This is a genomic window from Chitinimonas naiadis (genome assembly GCF_054780835.1).
This window is the reverse complement of sequence record NZ_BAAGVO010000004.1, coordinates 1321552-1343187: the sequence shown is the minus strand read 5'-3', so window position 1 is coordinate 1343187 and position 21636 is coordinate 1321552. Positions and strand designations below refer to the sequence as shown.

13 protein-coding genes are annotated in these 21636 nt (G+C 62.2%); 9 read left to right on the top strand and 4 right to left on the bottom strand.

The genetic code is table 11. The features are described 5' to 3' along the window. Positions 1-2: 2 nt before the first annotated feature. The 7 genes from ACYVHK_RS12500 to ACYVHK_RS12470 are packed head-to-tail and all read left to right on the top strand — an operon-like array spanning position 3 to position 15939. Positions 3-4088: a hypothetical protein gene (locus ACYVHK_RS12500; protein WP_460532200.1), complete on the top strand. Its 4086-nt coding sequence runs from the start codon at positions 3-5 to the stop codon at positions 4086-4088. Further along, entirely contained in the window at positions 4085-4909 is an 825-nt protein-coding gene (locus ACYVHK_RS12495) for a hypothetical protein (RefSeq protein ID WP_460532197.1), read from the top strand. The genes ACYVHK_RS12500 and ACYVHK_RS12495 overlap by 4 nt, the downstream gene beginning before the upstream one ends. Further along, entirely contained in the window at positions 4906-7527 is a 2622-nt protein-coding gene (locus tag ACYVHK_RS12490; RefSeq protein WP_460532194.1) for a hypothetical protein, read from the top strand. Before ACYVHK_RS12495 ends, ACYVHK_RS12490 begins: the two co-directional genes overlap by 4 nt. Further along, positions 7524-10634 carry a contractile injection system tape measure protein gene (locus tag ACYVHK_RS12485; RefSeq protein WP_460532191.1) on the top strand — a complete coding sequence of 1037 codons (3111 nt, stop codon included), beginning with the start codon at positions 7524-7526 and terminating at the stop codon, positions 10632-10634. The genes ACYVHK_RS12490 and ACYVHK_RS12485 overlap by 4 nt, the downstream gene beginning before the upstream one ends. After that, the gene (locus ACYVHK_RS12480; protein WP_460532189.1) at positions 10618-11973 is read left to right on the top strand and encodes an ATP-binding protein; all 1356 of its coding nucleotides are present in this window, start codon (positions 10618-10620) and stop codon (positions 11971-11973) included. Before ACYVHK_RS12485 ends, ACYVHK_RS12480 begins: the two co-directional genes overlap by 17 nt. After that, positions 11970-14468 carry an Ig domain-containing protein gene (locus ACYVHK_RS12475; protein ID WP_460532186.1) on the top strand — a complete coding sequence of 833 codons (2499 nt, stop codon included), beginning with the start codon at positions 11970-11972 and terminating at the stop codon, positions 14466-14468. Before ACYVHK_RS12480 ends, ACYVHK_RS12475 begins: the two co-directional genes overlap by 4 nt. 19 nt (positions 14469-14487) lie before the next feature. Then, entirely contained in the window at positions 14488-15939 is a 1452-nt protein-coding gene (locus tag ACYVHK_RS12470) for an eCIS core domain-containing protein (protein ID WP_460532183.1), read from the top strand. Between the two features lie 65 nt (positions 15940-16004). Here ACYVHK_RS12470 and ACYVHK_RS12465 read toward each other — a convergent pair whose 3' ends face one another. Next, positions 16005-16709, bottom strand: a complete 705-nt coding sequence (locus ACYVHK_RS12465; RefSeq protein WP_460532178.1) for a response regulator transcription factor — start codon at positions 16707-16709, stop codon at positions 16005-16007. Continuing rightward, positions 16706-17431, bottom strand: a complete 726-nt coding sequence (locus ACYVHK_RS12460; RefSeq protein WP_460532175.1) for a sensor histidine kinase — start codon at positions 17429-17431, stop codon at positions 16706-16708. Before ACYVHK_RS12460 ends, ACYVHK_RS12465 begins: the two co-directional genes overlap by 4 nt. A gap of 247 nt (positions 17432-17678) precedes the next feature. Here ACYVHK_RS12460 and ACYVHK_RS12455 point away from each other — a divergent pair, with 247 nt between their 5' ends. Both ACYVHK_RS12455 and ACYVHK_RS12450 read left to right on the top strand, forming a co-directional pair. Next, positions 17679-18251: a GNAT family N-acetyltransferase gene (locus ACYVHK_RS12455; protein ID WP_460532172.1), complete on the top strand. Its 573-nt coding sequence runs from the start codon at positions 17679-17681 to the stop codon at positions 18249-18251. A 152-nt stretch (positions 18252-18403) separates the two neighbouring features. Beyond that, positions 18404-18937: an SRPBCC family protein gene (locus ACYVHK_RS12450; protein ID WP_460532169.1), complete on the top strand. Its 534-nt coding sequence runs from the start codon at positions 18404-18406 to the stop codon at positions 18935-18937. A gap of 125 nt (positions 18938-19062) precedes the next feature. Here ACYVHK_RS12450 and ACYVHK_RS12445 read toward each other — a convergent pair whose 3' ends face one another. Beyond that, positions 19063-19434 carry a hypothetical protein gene (locus tag ACYVHK_RS12445; protein ID WP_460532166.1) on the bottom strand — a complete coding sequence of 124 codons (372 nt, stop codon included), beginning with the start codon at positions 19432-19434 and terminating at the stop codon, positions 19063-19065. Positions 19435-19711: 277 nt separating this feature from the next. Beyond that, positions 19712-21610 (bottom strand): eCIS core domain-containing protein, encoded by a 1899-nt coding sequence (locus tag ACYVHK_RS12440; RefSeq protein ID WP_460532163.1) that lies wholly within the window; start codon positions 21608-21610, stop codon positions 19712-19714. Positions 21611-21636: the final 26 nt, after the last annotated feature.

Sequence of the window (21636 nt, the reverse complement as noted above, 5' to 3'; positions counted from 1 at the left end):
CCATGAACCGCGGCACCCAACAGAATCAGCGCCTTGCCGACGCCTTGCTGCCAGGTTACTTCCGCCCGGATGAGTTCAGCCTGGCGGAACGCATCCGCCTGAGTCTGGCCCAGGCGGCCTGCCTGCGGTTTGTGGCGTCCGATGTGGGCGACGCCGGTACCTGGGATGCCGCATTGCTGCGCGATGAAACGGTACTGCTGGCCGACCTGGCCGCGTTCCCGCTGGCACGGTTGCAGCAGGATTTCCTGCAGGCGGCCGTGTGGTCCGAGGAGGACAGCCTCTGGCGCCGGACCTGGCAACTGGTACAGCGCTATGACCTGTGGTGCCAGGGCCTGCTGGACGCGGAGTCGAGCGCTGGTCGCAGTGTGGGCGAGGCCATGCGGGGGCAGATCCGGCAGGGCCTGGCTAGCTTGCTGGCACAGGCGGCCGCGGTGTTCGGCCCGGGTAGTGGCCGCCTGCATGCCGACTGGCAAGTGGCGCCCGCTGCGGCGATGGGGCGGCTTGATAGCGACGCACGTCGGCAGTTGCTGCGCCGGACCTGGCTGGGCCTGTGTCAGGCCGTGGGCAAGCTGCAGGCCAAGGCGCAGGAACAACTGGAACCCAGCTACCGGACCGGGCGGCACGAGCCGGCCATGGCGCTGCTGCTGGCGACGCTGGAGCTGTTCCACTACAGCCGCACGCCTTTGAACCTGTTTCCCGAACGCCTGACCGATTTTTATTACAAGGACCTGCTGCGTATGCGGCCCCGGCCTGCCGCCATCGAGCGCGTGCATCTGCTGCTGGAACGCGATGGGCGTTTCCCCGGCCTGGTGCGTATCCCCGCCGGGACGCGCTTTGTCGGTGGCAAGGATGCTGCTGGCAGAGTGATCGAGTTTGAAGCCGAGCAGACTCGCGAGGTGACTGATACCCGTGTGGTGGCCCTGCATAGCTTGCGCCTGGAGCGCGATGGGTTGATCTCACCCGAGCGCGAGTTCGACTATGTCACCCGGGTAAAGGTAGAGGCCTTGCCGCTGGTGCCACCCGATGCGGCCTACGGCGTACGGCCGCCCTGGTGGCCACTGCTCGGTGGCCAGGCGAAAGGGTCGGCCGCCAAGGCGCTGGATGCGCGGCTGGGGCTGGCGGTTGCATCTTCGCTACTGGCGATGCGGGAGGGGCGGCGAGAGGTGCATCTGCGCTTGCAACTGGGCCACCCCGCTGACGGGGATGAGGCCCTGGCGCAGCTTTTGAAGCAGCCGCAGTCGCGCAGGGGCGTGGACTGGTTGATACAGGTTTTTGCGCGCTATGCCCTGCTGGAGCAAGCGCAGCATCCACCCCGGGCACGTCCATCGGGGGCGGCTGTGGTGATACCAGCTATGTTGGCGCAGGCGGCCTGGCAGCGCTCCAACAAGTTCGAGGCAGATGTGCAGCTTTGCTTTCTACTGGCGAGCTGCCTGGCGACTGACGACCCGTCGCTGTTTGCTGAAAGGCTGGGTCGATTGTTCGCCATGTGGCTGGTGGCCAGCGCCGAGGATCTGCGGCTGTGCGACCTGATCGCCTTGCGGCGGCATGCCGAGGAAGTGCATAAGGATGCCGAGCCCCACGCCGTGGAGTTGGACGATCCTTTGATCCTGATCTATCCGGTCCGTCAGGTGGGCGGGCTGCCGGGAGATGTCAGTGACGCGGCTTTCCGTACCCGGCCGGACCGGGCGCTGATATTTGACCGTGTATTCAATGGCGTCTGGCAAGGGCAGATCAGTACCAGCGAAGGTTGGCTGGTGCTCGACAGCGTGTTCAGCCATCGCCGACCTGCGACGACAGGAGAGAATGGCTGGGGCGGCTGTATCGAACTGGTCGTGCGGCTAGGACCCGAACAAGCGGCTGCCGTAGCCTGCCAGCCAGTGCTGCACGGCGCTGAATGGCCCTCGCAACCGGTCCTGCAACTGACCTTGCGTACCCAGACCCGCATGTATGCCTACAGCCTGTTGCAACAATGCATGCTGCAGGATGTGGTGCTGGACGTGACGGTCAGCGGTCTGCGTGATCTGGTGCTCTACAACCAGTTGGGTCGGCTCGATCCGTCCAAACCCTTCAACCCCTTTGGCCCGGCCCCTGCCGCCAATGCCTACCTGTTGTGGGGGAGTGCGGAACTCGCGACCAAGCCACTGAAATCCCTGCGCCTGCAACTGCGTTGGGGTGGCTTGCCCACGGTGGCCGGGGGGTTCGCTGTTCACTACGAGGGATATCCGGGCAGTTGGTCGAACGATGCCTTCCGGGTACGGACCCAGATGCTGCTTGATGGCGAATGGCAATCGGGTGGCGGCGAGCAGTTGCCGCTGTTCCGGCAGCGGGCGCGCGATCGTCGGCCCTTGCCCAACAACAGCCTGCAGGTGCCGGCGGCGGACCTGCGCCGGCTGCATCGTCCCATTCCTCCCTTGCGTGCCGGTCAACCCTTCCAGTTCGATCTGCATAGCCGCAATGGCTTCTTCCGCTTCGAGCTCTGCGAGCCGGCCGATGCATTTGGCCATGCGCTGTATCCCAAGCTGCTGACCGAGGTACTGACCCGTAACGCCCGGCGCAAGCAGCCTGATCCACTGCCCCATGAGCCTTACACGCCGCTGGTAGAGAGCCTGAGCGTGGACTATCAAGCCAGCCAGACACTCAAGCTGATGCAGGACAGGGCGGGTGCCGGCGAGGGCGGTGTGTTCCACCTGCACCCCTTCGGACTTCAGGCCATCCACGCCATCCAGCAAGGCCGGCAGCCCCGTCTGCTACCGCGCTACCATGAGGATGGCAATCTCTATATCGGCCTGGATGGCGGGGACCCACAAGGGGCCTTGAGTCTGTTTTTCCATCTGCGCAAGGAGGAAGCCGCCGAGCGCTGGATGGAGGTGGCACCACATATGCAATGGTCCGCCTGGTGCGACGATGGCTGGCGGCCACTGAAGACCTTCCAGCAGTTGTCGGACTCGACGCAGGGCTTCTTGCGCTCCGGCATCGTGCAGCTCAACCTGCCGGCTGGCATGCGCCGGTACTGCCCCAGCCTGCCGGGCAGTGTCTACTGGCTGAGCCTCAGTGCGGCCTGGGGGTTCGAACTGCTGGCCGGCCTGTACGGCGTGCATGCCCAGGCGATCTCTGCCTGCCGGGTAAAACCAGCAGAGGCGGCCGACTCGCCCGAACCCCTGCCGCCCGGCACTATACGTAACCCCTTGCAGAGCGTAGCAGGCCTACGCGCTGTCTTGCAGGTCGGGCCTTCATTTGGTCGCAGGCCGCAGGATCCTCCGTCGCAACTGCTGGTACGCAGCGCGGAGCGACTGCGCCACAAGGGCCGAGCGGTCACGATCTGGGACTACGAACGACTGGTGCTCGATGGCTTCCACGATGTCTGCAAGGTGAAGTGCTTTCCACACCAGCAGCCGACCCGCACCATCGACGGCGAAGGCAGGCAGACCGGCAAGGACAGCCATAGCCCAGGCCATGTGCTGATCGTGGTGGTACCGGCGCCACACCTCGGCAGCCTGTTCCATGCGACCGAGGCACCGAAGCTGGATGCCGCCCGGATCGAGGCCATCACCGCCTTTCTGCGCGAGCGCAGCCCGGTGGGGGCGCGCATTGTGGTTCGCAATGCCGCCTATGAGCGCATCCAGGTGCGTTGCTGCGTGCGGCTCACACCGGGCAGCCATGCCGGTGCGGCGTTGCGCCTGCTCAACCAGGCCATCGTCGAATACCTCTCTCCCTGGCATGAGGGGGGTTATGGCGCGGAGTTTGACTGGGAAATACGCAGCGAGTCACTGGAAGCGCATCTGCGCTCGCAGACCTATGTGCTGGCGGTCAGCCAGCTCTCGCTGTTGCATATCGTACGGAGCGACCGACGCTTCTATGCGCTGCGTGATACCGCCAGGCAGATCGCTTCGGCCGACGATAGTGGCCTGCGTCGGGTCAGGCCGGAGCAGGCCTGGAGCCTGGCATTGCCGACACGCCACCACCTGATCGAGGTGGTGGAAGACATCGCCGCGCTACCGCCGCAAGGCACCGGGCTGTCCCGCCTGGAAGTGGGTAATACCTTTATCGTGAGCCGCTCACGTCACAGCGATACCGAGAGGCCGACATGACCAGCAGGAGTCGCGAATCCCTCAAGCGCTATTTCAGCGAAGGCGCGCTACCGGACGAGGATCACTTTGCTGACCTGATCGACTCGATGTTGAACATGAGCGATGAGGGTTTCCGCAAGACGGTGGAGCGCGGCTACGAGATCTATGCGCCGCAGGGCCACGACGCGCTGATGAGTTTCTTCCGCGACCAGGAGCCGAAGTCGCCGGTGTGGCACATCGGTCTGGGGAGTGCACAGGACCAACTGCTGATCCACGGTCGGACGAACGACGCGAAGCAGCATGACGGCGGACGGCGAGCGGTAAAGCCACCGTCGGTGCTTTGCCTTGACCGGGCTGGCCGGGTGGGGGTGGGCAATGAAACGCCTCAGGCCGAGCTGGATGTCACCGGCACCCTGCGCAGCACGGGACGACAAGGTTCCTATGTGCGAAGTGGGACCGAGCGACTAAAGGCCGATGGCAAATGGAAGGACCTGACCGACGAACTGAGCGGTTGCCAGGCCTTCGAGGTCATGGCCGGGGTGGGTACGCCCGGCAGTGGCCGCTTTGGCCTGCTGCACGCGGTGTGCATCAACACCTACAACCCGACGCTGGGGATACTCAATTTCCTGAACCGCAAGCGTGGCATACGTTGTACCCATGGCTATTACAGCCGCCGCTGCGACAGGCTGGAGCTGCGCTGGATAGGCAGCAGTGGCCGGGATGCCCGCTACAAGCTGCAGATACGCAGTGGTTGTGACTTTGGCGGCGAGATCGACATGCAGGTCAACCTGACCCAGCTCTGGTTCGATCCGCATATGGACGGCTGCAAGGTGAAGCCATGAATATGCGTCTGATACCCGGCAATGATGCGCTGCCCGGCCCCGCCGGTGGTATCACGCCTGCGCCGCTACCGGCGGCGCCCGTCATCCCGCGGATCGAGGAGGTATCGCCATTCGGTTACACGGCCTTGCGGGAACGAGGCATCGCGCAGACGCAGGGGCTCTCGGGCGATACCTGGACCGACTATAACCACCACGATCCGGGTGTCACGCTGCTGGAGGCACTGTGCTATGCGATGACGGAAGGCGTCTTCGGCGCCGAGATGCCGGTGGCCGATCTGCTGTCGAACGAGGATGGCGAGATCCACTATCGTCGTCACGGCCTGCATGCCGCCGAAGAGATATTGCCGTGCCGGGCGACAACCGAGCTGGACTACCTGCGTTGGGTGCTGGACCGGGTGCCGCAGATCCGCCATCTGCGCATGGAGATGCAGGCGGCCAGCGATGGTTTGCCCAACGGTCTGTGGCAGATGGCGGTGCGTGCGCCAGCAGCCGTCAGCGAGACGGTGGCCGCTTCTGCGGCACGTGCCTACTGGTCGCAACGCAATCTGGGCGAGGATATTGCCGAGCCGCCGTTGGTCCTGGCACCCCGTTGGTGTTCGCTACGGATCACACTGGCGATCGAAGGCGGACGCGACCTGACCGATATCCTGGCCGAGCTGGTACAGCGCTGCAGTGACCTGATCAGTGCGGCGCCGCCGCGTGAGCCTCGGCAGGTTCGCCTCGCCCAGACCGATGTGTTTGGCGTGCCGCTGGCGCCGAGCGAACTGTTTGACGGCCCACCGCTGAAATACGGCTGGATCGCCTCGCGCGATCTGGAACGCGATCCGGCCAACCGGCTTTTCTTCAGCGACCTGATACTCGCCTTGCAGGGGGTGGAAGGGATCGCCGAGATACGTCACCTGAGCCTGAGTGCCGAAGGGCTGACCGCCAGTGACGGTGCCTTGCCCTGGCACGGCCCGGACTGGGCCTTGCAGCTACGCTGGCCGGATAGCCCGTTGTCCCTGGCGGACTGGACAGTGACGCGTCGTGGCAGCACCTTGGCTATCGATGCCGCCGCCTTGTTGCAGCGTCTGCATGATGATCTGCAGGCCAATCGCATCGTGCCGCAGGACATCACCCGGGTGGGACGTGCCGCGGCGGAGATGCTGGCGCGGCCCGCGGGCCATCCCTCTTTGCAGCAACCCTACTACGCCGCGTTCAATCATCTGCCACCCTTGTATCGTGGGGCGGAGGTGAATGAGCGCATCGGTGCCCGGCAACGGTTCGATAGCACGGCCAAGGCGCAGTTCATTGCCTACCAGGCGTTGCTGGAGCAATGGCTGGCACATGGCGACGCTCAGCTGCAGCACCTGCGAAAGCTCTACACCATCGAGGCTGCACCGCGGCAGAGCTATTGGTGGCAACCCCTGGGCGATCAGCATGTGGCCGGGCTGGATGATCTGCATCGCGAAGGCCGGGCAGGGGTGGCACGCAGCCTGTCGGTATTTGCCTCGGCCGACGATGTGCTGGCCCGGCGCGGCCGGGTACTGGACCATCTGCTGGCCTTGCATGGGGAAAGCTGTGGCCAGCGCAGCATCCAGGCCTTTGGTTGGTACTACCACCCGCGCGACTGGCAGCGGCACCTTTTCGAATGCAAGCGGCAATTGCTGCTGCGCATCGTGCGTCACACCCGTGACCGTGCCGCCGGCTTTGACTACAGCCGCAACTCGCTGGGTCGCAAGGGCAATACCGCCCCCTTGCAGCAACGGGTGAGCCTGCTGCTGGGCTTCACCCAGGCGCATAGCCGCGCCTTGCTGAGTACCTTGGCTGACCTTGGTATCGGCCTGGCGCGAGAGCCACACCCCGTGACCGATATCGACAGCCCTGCGGCCAGCAGCCCCTTGGCGATGTGGACGCCGCTGCGACAGCGGATCAGTGACCAGTACCGCGAGGATGTGGCCAACCGGCAGGTGACACGACGCCTGGCGCATTACTTTCCCGGGCTGGACCTGCAGGCCCTGCCACCGGCCCTGCTGCGTTCCGCCGTGCATGCCGATCATTACCTGGTGGAGCTCCATGGCGACCGGCGGAGCGAACATACGCTCTGGCTCGGCCCTGATGAGTCGGGACGTCATTGGCCCTTGCCTGTCCGGCTGGCCTCCGGCAGTGCCATCGCACCGGCGATCTACCTGCATGAGTTTGCCTGCCAGTTGCAGCGTGAGTGCGAGGGCCTGCATCTGATCGAACACATCCTGCTCCGGCCCAGGTTGCCATCCCTGAACCGGGACGACGCCGACAAGGTGGTGCTGGACCCGTATTTTCAGCACCAGATCACCGTGGTGTTTCCCGGCTGGACGGCACGCTGTGCGGACCGGGCATTCCGACATCTGGCCGAAGAGACCGTGTTGCTGGGTTGCCCGGCACATATTCAGGCCCATGTACTGTGGCTGGATGCCGACACCCTGGCGGAGTTCGAAGCGGCACAACGCAAGTGGCTGCGTGCGCTGCAAGCGTATAGCGCGGCACCGGGTAGGCCGGAGGTGGAAGCCCGGACGCTGGCGCAACGCCTCGATCAGTGCGCCGAGGCGATGCGGCAGTTGCTGGTCAGCGCAGCAGCCGACGCGGAGCAAAAGACATGAGCCAGCCCACTCCCCGCATGTCGACGCTGGCCAACGAGACACCCAACCATCTGATCGAAACGTTGCTATGGCAGTGCCAGTTCCGCGACCAGCGGCTGGCAAATGCCTTGCAATCGCGGCTCGGGCAGTTTTTGCGGGGGCCGGCGCTGGCAACGATGTCGGCACTGTTCGAGCGGATTTCGCCACCCGAGGAGGTCTGGCATATCGACAGCCTGGAGATCGACCTGGGCGTGCTGCAGGCCGAGGCGACGCCCGAACAGTGGGCTGACTGCCTGGCACAGCAACTCTGGACCAGCCTGTTGCGCCAGCGTCAGGCGCTTGACGGCCCGTCCTGGCAGCACGGCGTGGTGAAGGGCGTGGGGCCTAGCGTCGCGGTATCGGCCGCGCAGCATGATCTGGAGCTATTCCTGTTCTACCTGCAGAACGGTCATCTGCCATGGTCGGCCAATGCCATGGCGGGGCGTGACCTGGCCAACTGGCTGGTACGGCTGGCAGGGCGGACCGGCCCCCGGTTATGGATGCTGCTGCAGCAATTGCAGCCCGGCGAATATGTGCTGGAACGACTCAGCCGCATTGCGCCGTTCCAGGGCCTCCAGGCCCTGCTGGCGGTGCGGCACCGTGAGCTGGCGGACAGCCTGCTGCTGCTGGATGACGAATTGCTGACCCCCTTGCTGGCCAAGGGGCGTCTGAGTGCCTACCAGGCGCAACAGTTGCAACAGGCCTGGCGGGTAGCGGGCCTGCATGCGCTGTGGGGGCGGCAGGGCAGCCAACTGAGCGCCGAGCGGCTGCAGCGTTTGATCGAGACCCTGGGGGAGAGCCTGGCCAAACTGTTAGGGCAGGGTTGGCGCGTCCTGCTTGCACCGGTCTTGACGGGCAACGCGGTTGAGCGGCGTACCGAGCCGGCATCGGAATTTGCCCGCATGTTGCTGGAGAGCCTGACCGGCGTGGGCTGGTATACACCGGCAGGGCGCCTTGGCGGGGTTGCCGTCGGTGGGCAGGCTGGCCCCACGGACGGTGCGATGGCGGCACCGGAGGTCGATGGCCCATTCCTCGGCGCTGCGTCACAACGCCTGCAGGATGTCGCGCTGGCCCGGCTCGATGCGGCGCTCAGTGGCAGCCAGCAACTGCCACCGGGCCTGCTGCTGCCCTTGCTCGAAGTGCTGGCGATACGTAATCCCGCCGCCTTGCAGGCCCATCTGCATCACCATGTCCTCAAGCGCTCGACTCGGCGATCCTGGCTGGTCACGCTAGGGCCGCAGGCGGTATGGATGCTGATGCAGCAACTGGCGAGCAAGCGCACGCCGGCGACGCTCGGCGCGGACGAGGCACCGGCCGATGCTGACTTGATGCCTCGCCAGGTGGAAAGCTGGAATGAATCGTTACGGCAATTTGCGCTGGCTGGCATCCAGCAACCTGCCTGGCAGGGAATCGGGGGCGGCGTATCCGCCCTGCAGACCTGGTTGATGGACTACACCTTGCGCTACCTGGCGATGGGGCATGCCTTGCCGCAGGACCATATCGCCTGGCAACGGCTGTGGCAGCAGGCCATGGCGGAACTGGCCCCGCCGGTGGAAGCGAAGGTGGAGGCACCCGCCAGCGAGACGATGCCGGGTGCAAAGCCGTTGGCCAGGCTGGCGCCAGCATACACGGTGGTCCCCACCTTGCCGGCCGGCGCAGCGGCTGCCAGGCCTGTACCCAGGCCGGCCAGACCGTCGGCTGGCAAGCCTGCACCAAGGGAGGCAGGTTCCGGTGATCGGGGCCGGACAACGACACCCTCCTGGAAGGATGAGCCGGATTGGCCCGAGCACCTGCCTGAGTCGATACCTGTCGAGATGGCGGCTGATCATGTCGAGACTACTCCGGCATCTGTACCGGTTGGGGGCAAAGCGGCGAGCATGACCGAGCGGCTGGCGGAAATCGACGCGCTGCTGGAGCTGCCGTCCGAGGCGTGGGGGCCGGCGGAACGGCTACAGGTATCCGCCCTGCTGGAAGATGCCGCCACCTGCGAGGCTTGTATCACCCAACTGCCACCTGCCCGTCGCTGGCAGCTGTTGTCCGCGCAGTTTCCATTGCTGGGTACCAGCCTGCGGCGGCAGAGCGAACTACTGGTCAGTGCGTTGGGCAAGCTGTTCGTCGGACAGCCGCGGGAGCAGGTGGAGCGCAGCCACTGGCACTTCCTGTTCGACTACTGTTTTGTCGCTGGCCTGCCTCCTGCGCCGGCCATGCTGGCCCGGCGCTATGCCATGTATCTGCGTCGGCAGGACATGGCCAGCCATGGCGCGCAATCTGTCTCGCTCGGGCGCTGGCGCACCCGCTTGGCCGATGCACTGGATCGGCTCGTGGGCGGCCGACAAGCCGAGGTCGCGGTGCCGCCAGTGCGCGGGATCCAGGATGTCGACCCGACAATCGCCATGTGTGCGGCGTTGCGGAAGTCACCGAGCGTGGCGGAGCAATGGGAGGCTTGCCATGCCGCTGGGCAGGTGCCCCAGGTAGCTCAGCCAGCAAGGCCCGATGACGTGGTGGGCCAAGCGAATTCCCCTGTGCGCGCCACGCCCAACCTCGCCTTTACGCCACCACCTCCACGTGCCGAGGCGGCTCCCATCTGGCTGAGCAGTGCCGGGCTGGTGATCCTGGCGGGTTATTGCCAGCGGCTGTTCGCCATGTTGGGTCTGATCGAAGATGACCATTTTGTGGACGGGGCGGCGCAGGTGAGGGCCGTCCATTGCCTGGGCTACCTGCTCGATGGTCATAGTGACGGCAATGAATCCGACTGGGTCCTGCACAAGCTGCTGTGCGCCGTGCCACTGGCGCGACCGGTTCCCCCTTGCGAGGGGCTGGACGAACCGACGCGAGAGACGCTGGACGGTTTGCTCAACGCGGTGATCGCCCACTGGAAGATACTGGGCAATACCACCGCAGACGGCCTGCGCGAGACCTTTCTGCGTCGCACCGGCCGGCTGACCAGCAAGACCGACGACCATGGCAAGCATTGGCAACTGAAGGTGCAGACGGGGCCTTTCGACATGCTGCTCGACCAGTTGCCCTGGTCGTACGCGACCATCCGTTTGCCCTGGATGCCGGAGGTGCTCTATGTCGACTGGCGCTGAGACACCGTTCCTGATCCATGCCGAGGCCCTTCGGCTTGAGCTCGACTGGCTGGAGGCCATACTCGACCTGCGCCTGAAGACGCATTTCCAGGCAATGGAAGACGCGCCTGTCGTGCTGCCGGCACCGCCGACACTGCCAGGAGACAGCGCCTTGGGTGAGCTGGTCCGCGATACGCCGTTGGACCGCGATGCCCGGCTGGTGCTGGCACTGGCACTGGCGCCGCACCTGCGTCCGGCGGCGCTCGATCTGCTGTTCGTACGCAACAACAATCTGGAGCGCGGCTTTACCGAGTTTGGTGGTTGGCGCGGCCAGCGCCATGGGGGCTTTCTGCCGACGGGTGAAACGGCAGCGTTCCTGTTGGCTGAGGGTGATCTGGCACGGCGCATTGCCTTGCTGGCGATGTTTGACGGCCAGCACCCGTTTGCCAGCCAGAACCTGGTGCGGCTCGATAGCGACATCGAGGGTGAGCCGCAGCTCAGCGGCCCGCTGCAACTGAGCGCAGAGGCCTTGCAGCGGTTGCAGACAGGCGTGTGGCACAAGCCGGACTACAACATCCAGTTCCCTGCCAAGCGCATCAGCTCTGCGCTCGATTGGGAGGACCTGGTGCTGGCACCCGAGGTGATGGAGGAGATACAGGTAGTCCAGACCTGGCTGAAGCAGGGGCCGGAACTGATGCAGGAATGGGGGCTCGCCAAGTCGGTCAAGCCGGGCTATCGCTGCCTGTTCTATGGCCCACCGGGCACTGGCAAGACGCTGACCGCCACCCTGCTGGGGCAGACCGCAGGGGTGGATGTCTACCGGATCGACCTCTCCATGGTGGTCTCGAAATACATCGGCGAGACCGAAAAGAACCTCGCCCGCGTGTTCGACCAGGCGCAGAGCCGACGCTGGATCTTGTTCTTTGACGAAGCCGACGCCTTGTTCGGCAAGCGTGGTGCCACCCAGAACAGCAATGACCGGCATGCCAACCAGGAAGTGGCCTACCTGCTGCAGCGGGTGGAGGATTTCCCCGGTGTGGTCATCCTCGCGAGCAATCTGCGCGCCAATATCGACGACGCTTTTTCAAGGCGCTTTCAATCCATGATCTATTTCCCCATGCCGGACGCCAGCCAGCGCCTGCGGCTCTGGCGCGGCATGCTGGCCGCGCCGGAACGCCTTGCGCCGGATATTGATCTGGTCGACCTGGCCGAGCGGCACGAACTATCGGGTGGCGCCATGGTGAACGTGCTGCGGTTCGCCGCCCTGCAAGCGGCACGACAGGGCTTGCCACGTATCACGGCGGCGCACCTGCGCCAGGGGCTGGCCAAGGAACTGCGCAAGGAAGGGAGGACGGTGTGAGTCGCTTTCGGTGCGTGATGATGGCTGGGCGTGCATTGCTAGTGGGCGGCCTGCTGATGGTCCTGCCTGTGTCGGGCCAGGCAGCCCAGGTCCGGGCCTTGTCACTGGTGGTGGATGGCGCGACGGGAACCAAGCCTGCGGCGGAGATGGGGGCGGTTGCTCCCACCCCGGCGGAGGCGAGCTGCAATGTGAGCAAGCCCAAGGCGACGAATACCTGTGGGCCCGATGGCGTGCCGCTGCGGCTGGAACCCGCTCCGATCTACCTGCCGACGGCGGTGGTGGGTAGCACCTATCGCTACACCATCAAGGTGGGTGGCGGGCTGTTCCCCTATGGCTTCCAGTTGGTGGATGGTACGTTGCCCGTTGGGATAAACCTGCTACCGGAGGGCGGCATACAGGGCATCGCCATCAGCCGGGGCCGGCAGCGCTTTGTGGTGGAAATCAACGACCAGAGCGGTCAACAGATCAAGCAAAGCTATGTACTGACCGTGGTGCCGGCTAGCGGTAAGGCGAAGGTGGAGGAACCCGCTGGCAAGGTGCCGCCATTGACCACCTTGTCGATTGCCGATGCACAGCAGCCCTTACCGGCACGGCGCCGGATCGAACCCTATATGCTGACCCAGAAGTTGCTCGACAGCATTGAGTTCAAACCGGTCGAAGTGGTGGTGCCCGTGGAGGGTGAGCCTGTACCACCACCGCCCGTCCCCGAGAAGGATGCGATGCCTGATGTACTCAATGAGGCGGGCATCGTGCAGCTCAAGCAAATGCTGAAGTCGATGGTGGGGGTGGAGTACCTGAACCGGCAGCTCTTCGCCGCCGCGCTGGATGCCCAGGTCTGCCGGTATGCTGAAGCGATTACGCGTAAGGCTGCGCTGACGACCAAGCAGGTGCCGCCGAGCCGGGATCAATGGCAGAAGACCTGCCTGGGTTCCTGGGACAGGCTGGCTCAACACCCGACCACCGTTGTCGTCGAGGCCAGTGCGCCGGTACCCTGGCAGGAGCTGGGTCCCACCCTGGTGCCGCTGGAGTTGCGGACTTGGTTAATCGATCAATCCCGGCAAACGCAAAAGCTGGCCGTAGTCCCCAAGCCCATGTGGCTTGGGTCGGGCTGCAATTGCCTGGTGAGCGCGACCAATGGTGAGGTCTATGCCTTCTATCCCAACTGGCACGGTAGTGATAAAGCGCCGCCAATCGATTTCAGCCTGTACGAACGCATCATTACCTTTGGCCAGCCTTTTGATGAAGACGGCAATGTGGCGCCCATGCAGCCTGGGCCGGAGCAGCTGGCGTTCTTCCGCGCTGTGCACACCTACGGCAGCAAGCATGATGTCGCGATCTACCGGAACGACTGGCAGTTCTTGCGCACGCTACCGGACGACCACCAGGCACGGATCGTACGGCAGGTCGCCAAGCAATCCTTACGGATGATCGATACCCCGCTGTCCGATTTTGGCCGGCGCTGGCATGACTGGGCACCGGGCATTGCTACCGATGAACGCATTGGCGACGGCATTACGCTTTATCTCGATAACCTCCCTCGGGGCGACAAGCTCTGGCGTGAGGCGTTCGAGCGGTTCCGGCATCGGCTGATCCAGGCGCTGATCGCCGAGATGCGACGCTCGCCGCGCCAGTACACGCTCAACCTCATGATCAACGACGTGGACATGGTCTCGACCGAGAAACCCGCCATCACCCCAGCGGATAACGGCAAGGGCAAGCCCGGTTCCAAGTCGAAGGAGTCGCTGGATCCGGACGACGCCGATCGGATGCCTCGTTGGAGCATCGACAATCTGTTCGACTACCTGATTCTGGCCGAGGACCCGCGTATCCAGGATGGCCGTATCGCGCAGGAAGCAGGGGGCTACAAGAGCCGCACCAACCTCACGCTTCGCTATGTGGTGCTGCTGTCAGAGCCTACTCATGTCAGCAAGAGTGCCCTGCGGGACTTTGTCGAAGCATCGCCCCTGCTGGCTGGGGCCGATCGTCGCATTTTCCTTCGCAAGCTGTTCCCCATGGTATCGGTGGGGAGCGCGACCCCACCGCAGTTTACCGACGACATGGCCCACTTCATGAACAACTTTGGTGGCGTGGCCCTGTGGCCGCAGCCGGAACTGAACAAGGAGGTGTCGGATCATGTGGCCCACACGCTACGCACCAGCTTTCTGGCCAATGAGCCCAAGGAGAGCGCGGTCTGCGGCATGGTTTGCGAATACCGCTGGCCCTTGCGGGCGATATTCGCGGTGCTGATGATCGTGGGGGTGCTGTCGTTCGCCGCCTATTTCCTCTCCTGCCGAGTTCGTGCACTGGGTCGGCCCTACCAGATCTACCTGCTGCTGGGCTGTCTGCCGCCGCTGATTCTGGGGGGCCTGCTGCTGCAATGCGATCCTAGCCTGCTTGATCTGCGTGATGACAACAGCCTCTTGTTTGCCTTGATCGGCATCTTGCTGATCTCGTCCATCATCCCCTTGCTAAAACCCAAAGTCGAAGCGCCCTGAGGCGATGAAGGAGCGCGTCATGAAGATGCCCAAGGAATACGCTGCCGAATCGTCGCAGGTGCCGCTGCCGGCGCAGCGTAAGGCAAGAGGGGTGTTGCAGCAGCAGGTGGACGATAGCCCGCGCCAGCAAGCGCAACAGTCGCAGATTGCCCAACTGCAGGCCGATGCACCTGCCGGCAATCAGACGGGTATGCCGGACCAGCTCAAGCAGGGGATAGAGTCCCTCTCGGGCGTGGATATGTCTGACGTGCAGGTGCACAGAAATTCAGACAAGCCCGCCCAGCTTAATGCGCTGGCCTATGCGCAAGGCAATGACATCCACCTTGGGCCGGGACAAGAGCAGCACCTACCGCATGAGGCCTGGCATGTAGTGCAGCAGCGGCAAGGACGGGTGAAGCCGACGATGCAGATGAAGGAAGGTGTGCCGGTGAATGACGATGCCGGACTGGAGCGGGAAGCAGATGTGATGGGCGGGCGTGCAACCGCTTACACCGCGCAACGTAGCGCTATAAGTTCGACGGCGAAGGGAGTAAGCCTTGGGAGGCCGGTAGTCCAGGGCTACTTCCTGTTCAATGGTTCCGAAACCCGCGTAACAACCGTACCGAAGTTGTTTCGGATCGAGGGCAATCTCGAGATCAACAACATGCTTGCTCGATGGGCTGAGGAGGATAAACCGCACCCCTTCAAGGATTGGGATGGGGCGATCGATGCGGCGAGCGAGATTCTGAACGTAGGGCGCCAGGGCCACTCGTTTGTCGATGACCCGGTAGATTTTGATCCAGTGGATTTCAGCGCTTTAGCCTTGGACGAGGAGCAAGATGACGTCGTTGAGGAAGGTTCAAGCCTTAGTTCCTCTGAGGACGACGAACCGGAAGAAGCCGTACTGAGCGATTTTGGATTGGACGGTCTCCATCTATATCGGGCTGAAGATTTCAAAGATGATCAGGTTATTTCTAAAGATTCAATTATGCTGTACGGATTTTTTAGTACTTCGGAAGCCTATGCTAGGCAATACTATAAAGAGAAAATTGGTAGCAATGCGGGGAAGAAGGGTGCTTATAAATCAATGATAAAGATTACTTTGAATAAACCGATTGGCAATATATTGCTTGAGCTCATGGATTCGAAAGATGCATTCAATCAGAACTCAGGCAATGTCGGGAAAAGTTTAGTAGAAGCGAGGGGTGGGAAAAAGGCTGAGCAGAAGAAGGTAGAGGACAAACGAAAGAAAGACGGATATTTGAAGAAAGACGGTAGCGTCGACAAAACGAAATATCAACTGGCACTGCGTGCCGAGCGAAATAATACGCCGAATGCTGTGATGGTGAAGCAGGAACCGCTAGGCAACGAGGCCGTTGCGAATATTGAAGTGACCAGCAGGTTGCGTACGGTCGTGAAGGGTGGAGAAGGGGTTTTGGTAGAGCACCCTCTAGATAAGTATGTAGTCAGCATTGAGCGCTACGAGCCATGACACGATGAGCCATGCGTCGCAGGTATCTGCCCATAATTGGTAATGGAAGCCATGCACCTCACGAATTAGCTGTTTGCTCTGCGATCATGTAGGGATTCAGATTGATATCGTTGTGTAGAAACTTCCGCCGAGCTCAGGCCTTCTCTCACCGCATAACGCGTCAGTTCCGCAATGGTATGAATGCCCAGTTTTTTGAAGATATTTTCGCGATGGGTCGCGATGGTCTTGGTACTCAGATGCAAACGATCGGCGATTGCCTGGGTGCTTTGCCCTTCGGAGAACAATTGCGCAACTTCCCGCTCACGGCTGGTCAGCTTGGGTAGCTTGATCAGTTCATGGACTTGCGTCGGGCTGCGATAGGCCTGCATGACCGAGCCGATCAACTCGCCGCTCAGGTAGGTCTGGTTGGCCATCACCCGGCGGATGCCACGGGCGAGTTCCTCATAGGAATTATCCTTGAGTACATAGCCGGCCGCGCCGGCGTTCAATGCATCCACCACATGCTGGATATCGTCGTGGACCGACAGGCACAACAGCTTGCAGGGGAGTGGTTCGCTGCTCAGGCGGGTGATGACTTCCATCCCATTGAGAATGGGCATGGAGAGGTCGGTAATTACCACGTCAGGTTTGAGGCTGCGGGCGAGCTGTAACAGCTCCGAGCCGTTGGCGGCCTGGGCGATCACTTCGATATCGGTCTCCCTTTGCAACAGGGCGACCAAGCCTTCGCGGACGATACCGTGATCGTCGCCGATAATGACGCGGATGGTCATGATGCCTCCGAGGAGCAGGTAAGGGGTTGCAGTGCACTTGAGGTAGCGGTCGGTGCGTTGGGATACCAGCGGACTTGTGCCCAGACACCGGTGCCGGGTTCGCTGCGCAGGAAGAACTGCGCACCGATAGGCGCAAGGAAGGCACATAGCCCACTCAGGCCATAGCCTTGAGCATTCGCTTGCAGGATACGGTTGGCATCGAAACCCGGCCCGTCGTCGCTGACCGTCAGCAGCAGGCCGCCGCCATCGGATTCGGTCGCGTGGAGGGTGAGCCAGACGGTCGCGCCGACGGCGTGCTTGCAGGCGTTGATCAGCAGCTCGCGCGCTGCGCGGCCCAGGCGATATGCGGCGTTCTCCGGTATCCAGATCGGCATGCCGGGGCAGTCGAGTACGAGCTGGATGCTGCCCAATTGCCGTATCTCCGCGCCGATCACCTGGAGTTGCTTGACCAGATCCTGGCTGCCCGCTGCCGGCGCGGTGCGCAACTGGCTGACGGTATTGCGTATGGTCAGCAGCCCTTCTTTGACGAGCTGCCGGCTATGTAAAATCGCGGCTTCCCGGGTGGGGCAGTTGGGGTCCTGCGCAGCGTCGAGCTGGATCAGTGCGAAGGTCAGGAGCTGGGCAAGGCCATCGTGCAGATGGCGAGCCAGATCGGCCGGATCGGCAAGGGGTGAACTCGCCAGGCCCGGTGTGGCGCCGGGCTGTGGTAAGGGGTCAGACATTATTTCCTCATCCCTGGAGGTGTAGTACTGCGGCCGTGCTTGGACCGCGACGCCTCTACAGGGGAAGGATCAAGACGAATCCCCAGGAGGCGATGTTTTGTATGCTGAGGCGACGCTAGTCCACCGGCATACCCTCATAGTAGGCTTGATTTGCATATCCCGAATATGACAATTTCAATCTGGATGCATAACATTTTCCCGACCACCTGAAAACGCCCGATAGACCTTGCAAACCATGGAGCAGGCAGTGCAAAAACCAGACATTCGGATCGACGCACTCAGCCCCGGCCGACTAGCGGATTTCCTGCAATTCTTTGATGGCGAGGCATTCAGTGACAACCCGGCGTGGTCGTCCTGCTACTGCCAGTGTTTTTACGAGGATCACCGGACGGTGAAATGGAACACCCGTACTGCATTGGAGAATCGCTGCTGTGCGGCTGAGCGGATTGCCGCCGGCACCATGCGGGGCTACCTCGCCTACCAGGATGGTGAGGTGGTGGGCTGGTGCAATGCCGCGCCCCGCGCGCTGCTGCACGCGCTGGACGAGGAGCCGGTGCCGGACGCGGCTGAGCGTGGGACCATATTGTGCTTTCTGGTCGCGCCCCGCTTGCGTGGACAAGGTGTTGCCACAGCCCTGCTGGCTGCCGCCTGCGAGGGTCTGAAGGCGGCGGGATTGCGATGGGTAGAGGCGAACCCGAGGGGCGAATCCACCAGCATGACGGAGAACCATTTCGGACCGCTGCGCATGTATCTCGCGGCCGGGTTTACCGTAGACAGGCATGACGACGATGGGAGTGTCTGGGTGAGTAAGCAGCTCTAGCCAGGGGGGCGATGTCACAAGTACCGAAAGCCACGCCAGGGTTCAACCCCGGCCCGGAATGTTCTAGGCTGGAGGGGCTACTGCCGTTGCCGGCGAGGCATGGCACGGTGGCCTTGCCTTGCCTTGAACCTGACCCCTGACCCGAGAGCCTTATGATTACCACCCTCGTTCTGGTTGTCGTCGTGGTACTGGTCGCGATCCTGGTCGCTGCCGCTAGTCGACCGGATACGTTCCGATTCGAGCGTTCCATCGTGATTTCGGCTCCACCCGAAAAAGCTTACGAACTGATCGCCGACATGCGACGCTGGGTGGAATGGTCACCCTGGGAGAGGCTGGACCCGCAACTCAAGCGGGCGCATAGCGGCGCGCCAAGCGGCGAGGGGGCCATCTATGAATGGGATGGCAATAACAAGGTAGGTGCGGGCCGAATGGAAATACTGGAAGCCGAGCCGCCGGTGCGGCTGCTGATCAAGCTCGATTTTCTGCGGCCGTTCAAGGCCAACAATATGGCCGAATTCCTGCTGCAACAGCAAGGTGGGCAGACTACCCTGACCTGGGCCATGTTCGGCCCTAGCAATTTCATGTCCAAATTGATGGGCATTTTCATCAGCATGGACAAGATGCTGGGCAAGGATTTCGACGCCGGCCTGGCCAGCCTGAAGTTTCTCGCCGAGCGCAAAGTCTAGGAGCGCCCGTTCGGGACAAAAAAATCCCGGCATACCTTGGCAGGGAGCCGGGAGAGTCAGGGGAGTGATGAGCGAGGTTGGTCGATGGATAGCGATGACTGATCGCAGTCCATCAGGCCGGATGTTCAGTAGCTGGCGCGATACCAGCCCGTGGTGTCGCCGGTGTCTCCAGTACGCAGTACCAACTGCGTAGGCACGGCGTCATCGCCAATGCGGGGAGCACGACGGTAGGCATCGGTGTAATCCGCGCCGCGAGGTGTCTTGGCTTTCTGTACCGAGAGCATGGCGTAGGGGCCGACCGAGGCGTTCTCTACCGCGCGGCGGTGGGCATCGGTATGGTCAGGGCTCAGGTTCTGTTTGACCTCCAGCACACGGGAGAAGTCTCCCCGGGTGGCACGGTGGAATTCATCGGTCACGAAAGGGCTGCCAGCGGCGTAAGCCTGGGTCAGTGTCAGGCCCAGCAGGGTAGCGGCGAGCAGTCTGGTAGCGGTCATCATGATGTGTGTCCTTGTCCGGTTGCGTCTGGCGCTGTGGGATTAAACCAATCTGAAATCATGCTAACTATTATTGCGCTAACAATTTAGGCAGATCCAGGCGGTCATTGCGCTCCACTTGCTTGGTGCGACTGGGCAGTTGAGCCGGTAACGCTATCCGCCAGCTTGTCTTGCCTGCGGTTCGTTGCCATGCGTGTAATGTAGTTAATTCGCTAATAATTAGCAAGCTAATTAAATGACCGCTCGTCGGCCAGCGACTTTTTCACGTTAAGACCGTTCACTACACGGCGTCCTCGACGTGCTTACTAAAGAATTCGCTAAAGCTGATGGTGGTGATACCTGCTGCCTTCAATGGTTCTTGCAAATGCCTCAGGTGATCGTTCCCGATGCCTGCCATGCGGAAGTTTGCGCTGGGGACGCTGGCGTTGATGATGGCCTCATACATAAACACGTCGCGTAACGAGCAAGTGCGGCCGAGCAGTGTATCCACTCGCTTTCCGTCCTTATCAACGTTGTACTCATGTTGTTCATCGATCAGTTCTTGGCCGGTTACGCCGTTGCGATCGATTGTGGAGGTCTCTATCTCTTGCTTGGCCAGTGAAATGACCGCCTTGAGGGTTTTGGCAAGCAGCCCATCTTTCAATGCACGCTTTGCTCTGGCATCCATCGTGTCCCATTTTGCGAAATCTCCCGAGAGCGTAGTCAACTGAGAGATGAGGCTGGCGATCCTGGGGTTCGGCTGCGCTTGCCCCCCTTGCCAGGTACTCAGCCCATCCTTGAGGCTGTCAATCTGCCTGACCGCAGTATCGCCCCGTTTGTAATTGGCTTCTGCCGCTGCTACGCCGGGCTGGAAGGTGGTTCGCTTGTCTTTCTCGGTAGAAAAGTAGGGGCGCTTGGTGGCGTCGCGTTTCACGCTTTCCTTGCTCACCGAACGTGCATCTGACCAGGCGTCGAAATCAAGTTCCTCCACCGTGATTCCAGTTGGCGCCTTTACGGTAGGGGAAAGCTCTTTCTCTATATCTTCGTCCAGCGCGGCAAGCGCATAGGCGGCTTTGGACACAGAGGATTCCATTGCGTACTCTGTTGTCCCTGCGGTGGCTCTTGTCGGGATTTTCGGTTTTCTGGTTGGGGCGTCCTCCGCGTAGTGTTGGAAGGGCACTGTGCCACCTTCGCCCAGAATATTGCCGGTCTGATTGCTCTCTTGAATAACGGTGCGATAGTTCAGGATATTGTGGGCCTCCCCCAGCACAAAGAAGCCTGTACTGAACGGCAGCCGGTACCAAAGTGCCTTGCCTTTCACGAGGCCGACGTCAACAGGTTGCCCTGATAGGTGGTCATCAAACTCCTTCCGGTTGGCATAGAAGCGGCCGTATTTATCTTCAATCGCCGCTGTTTCCTCTGCCGATGGCCTGTCGATTCGTGTGGGGTCTTCGTCGACCGCCGCGCTCCCTGTGCCGTCCCAGGCATATTGGCCGTCAATAAGGGCGTAGCGCTGTACAGGTATATCTGCGCTAGTGCTCGCTGCAGCTTGAGCCTGCCTTGATAACGTCCTGCCTTGATGGCCTGTCTGCATGCGCAGAGTTGTTCCACCCGCCATCAGGGCCTTTTGCCCCATTTTGTCAGCCTCCTGCTCCAGGCCATCGTCGTCGTTGACCGGTACGCCGGCCATCTGGACAGTAGGGTTTACTCTTCCTTGCGCTTGTTGCACCACGTGCCAGGCCTCGTGCGGCAGATGTTGCTCCTGTCCCGGCATCAAATGGATATCGCTACCTTGTGCGTAGGCAAGTGCGCTCAATTGAGCGGGCTTGGTGGAGTTGTAGTGGACATTCACATGGTCCATGCTCATGCCTGAGAGCGTTTCTATCCCCATCTTGAGCTGGCTTGGCAACCCGCCATTTTGAATTACATCGGAACGTCCTGCCTGTTCATGGACATCCGCCGCTTGTTCTGCGGATGGCGCATGATTTTCTGCTCGCTGGCTGGCCAGTTGCTGCATGACCCGAGAGGGTTGCGTTCGTGGACTGTTGTCGGCGAGCGCCTGGAGCTGCGTGTAGCCTTTTAGGCCGGATGCGTGCTGCACTACAGGTTCCATAGCCATATTCTGGCTATTGGAGCGCTCGTGCTGTGCTGCCTGAGCCGTCTCTGCAGGATGGGCTTTCCCGGCCTGATGGGTTCTCATGTTGCCTCCTCTGATAGCGACTACCA

Bases quoted from the DNA above. Each gene is read 5' to 3' on its own strand.
- ACYVHK_RS12500 (WP_460532200.1), top strand. From the start codon at position 3: ATGAACCGCGGCACCCAACAGAATCAGCGCCTTGCCGACGCCTTGCTG.
- ACYVHK_RS12495 (WP_460532197.1), top strand. From the start codon at position 4,085: ATGACCAGCAGGAGTCGCGAATCCCTCAAGCGCTATTTCAGCGAAGGC.
- ACYVHK_RS12490 (WP_460532194.1), top strand. From the start codon at position 4,906: ATGAATATGCGTCTGATACCCGGCAATGATGCGCTGCCCGGCCCCGCC.
- ACYVHK_RS12485 (WP_460532191.1), top strand. From the start codon at position 7,524: ATGAGCCAGCCCACTCCCCGCATGTCGACGCTGGCCAACGAGACACCC.
- ACYVHK_RS12480 (WP_460532189.1), top strand. From the start codon at position 10,618: ATGTCGACTGGCGCTGAGACACCGTTCCTGATCCATGCCGAGGCCCTT.
- ACYVHK_RS12470 (WP_460532183.1), top strand. From the start codon at position 14,488: ATGAAGATGCCCAAGGAATACGCTGCCGAATCGTCGCAGGTGCCGCTG.
- ACYVHK_RS12465 (WP_460532178.1), bottom strand. From the start codon at position 16,709: ATGACCATCCGCGTCATTATCGGCGACGATCACGGTATCGTCCGCGAA.
- ACYVHK_RS12460 (WP_460532175.1), bottom strand. From the start codon at position 17,431: ATGTCTGACCCCTTACCACAGCCCGGCGCCACACCGGGCCTGGCGAGT.
- ACYVHK_RS12450 (WP_460532169.1), top strand. From the start codon at position 18,404: ATGATTACCACCCTCGTTCTGGTTGTCGTCGTGGTACTGGTCGCGATC.
- ACYVHK_RS12445 (WP_460532166.1), bottom strand. From the start codon at position 19,434: ATGATGACCGCTACCAGACTGCTCGCCGCTACCCTGCTGGGCCTGACA.
- ACYVHK_RS12440 (WP_460532163.1), bottom strand. From the start codon at position 21,610: ATGAGAACCCATCAGGCCGGGAAAGCCCATCCTGCAGAGACGGCTCAG.